Origin of the sequence: Candidatus Nitrospira nitrosa (assembly GCF_001458735.1) — a bacterium.
GTDB lineage: Bacteria > Nitrospirota > Nitrospiria > Nitrospirales > Nitrospiraceae > Nitrospira_D > Nitrospira_D nitrosa.
In genome coordinates, this window is sequence record NZ_CZQA01000006.1 from 1 (window position 1) to 1,193 (window position 1,193).

A 1,193-nucleotide genomic window follows, 5' to 3' on the forward strand; every position below is an offset into this window, starting at 1 on the left:
CAGGGCGGACGGCAACCGATAATCGAAAATTTGTGGATGCCGTGCTCTGGATTGCCCGGACCGGCGCACACTGGCGTGAGCTCCCGGACAGCTTCGGTGCCTGGAACACCGTGTTCCAGCGGTACAACCGATGGTCGAACGCCGGCATCTGGGAGCGCGTGTTCCGAGCCCTGTCCGGTGACCCCGACTTTGAATACGTGATGATCGACTCCACCATCGTCCGCGCCCACCAGCACGCCGCTGGCGCAAAAGGGGGCTCAAGAGACGGAAGCCCTTGGCCGTTCGAAAGGCGGGCTGACCACCAAAATCCACACGGCTGTGGATGGCCTGGGCAATCCGCTCCGCTTCATCCTGTCGCCGGGGCAGGCAGCTGCCTGTACGCAAGCGGAGTCATTGCTGGCAGGATTTCCGGCGCAATACGTTATTGCCGACAGGGGATATGACAGCCACAAGATCGTTGAGGTCGTTGAAGATTCCGGTGCCATGGTCGTCATCCCCTCACGCGCCTGTGTCAAAGAACCGCGCACCACGGACTTCGCCCTGTCTGCCGAGCGCTACCGTATTGAGTGCTTCTTCAACCGGCTCAAGCACTACCGTGCGATCGCTGTCAAGACCGAGATTGGTTGTCCACAAAACACCGAAGTGAGATGTCCACTTTTCACCGATGAAATTGTCCACTCCGTCGGGTCAGATCGGCGTATCCGGTGTCACCTCGAGTGGTTCGGAGGCTGACCGTCGGCCGAAGAGCCCAGCCTTTCTCTTTTCCCGAAGCCGGTAACTCTCGCCCTTGATATTCAGCGTCGTGGCATGATGCAGGAGCCGATCCAAGATCGCCGTGGCCAAGACTGGATCATTGAAGACCTCGCCCCAATCCGCGAAGCTCTTGTTGCTGGTCACAATCAAACTCCCACGTTCATAGCGGCGGACCAGCAGTCGGAAGAGCAGACTGGCCTCCTCTCGCGAGAGTGGCAGATATCCCAGCTCATCGAGAATCAGGAGACGGGGATACGTCAGTTGCTGCAGCATGCGCTCCAGCCGATTCTCCTGCCGGGCGCGGATCAGCCGACTCATCAGCGTCTCCAACGTCAGAAACAGCACGGATGAACCTGCCTCGACGGTTTTGATGCCCAGGGCAATCGCCAGATGCGTCTTGCCCACACCCGGTGGGCCCAGCAGGACGACATTCTCCGCGC

Annotated in this window: 2 protein-coding genes and 1 pseudogene; 2 read left to right on the forward strand and 1 reads right to left on the reverse strand. The window is 59.9% G+C overall.

What is annotated here, in order from left to right:
- Window positions 1-41: 41 nt before the first annotated feature.
- Window positions 42-104 (forward strand): annotated as a pseudogene (locus COMA1_RS22165) (hypothetical protein); the annotation flags it as partial.
- 190 nt (window positions 105-294) lie between these two features.
- Entirely contained in the window at window positions 295-732 is a 438-nt protein-coding gene (locus tag COMA1_RS22170) for a transposase (protein WP_407921316.1), read from the forward strand.
- Here the strand turns inward: COMA1_RS22170 and istB are convergent.
- The coding region (istB, locus tag COMA1_RS08720; RefSeq protein WP_141654277.1) for an IS21-like element helper ATPase IstB at window positions 688-1,193 on the reverse strand (506 nt) is incomplete at its 5' end. The two genes, COMA1_RS22170 and istB, sit on opposite strands and share 45 nt — an antisense overlap.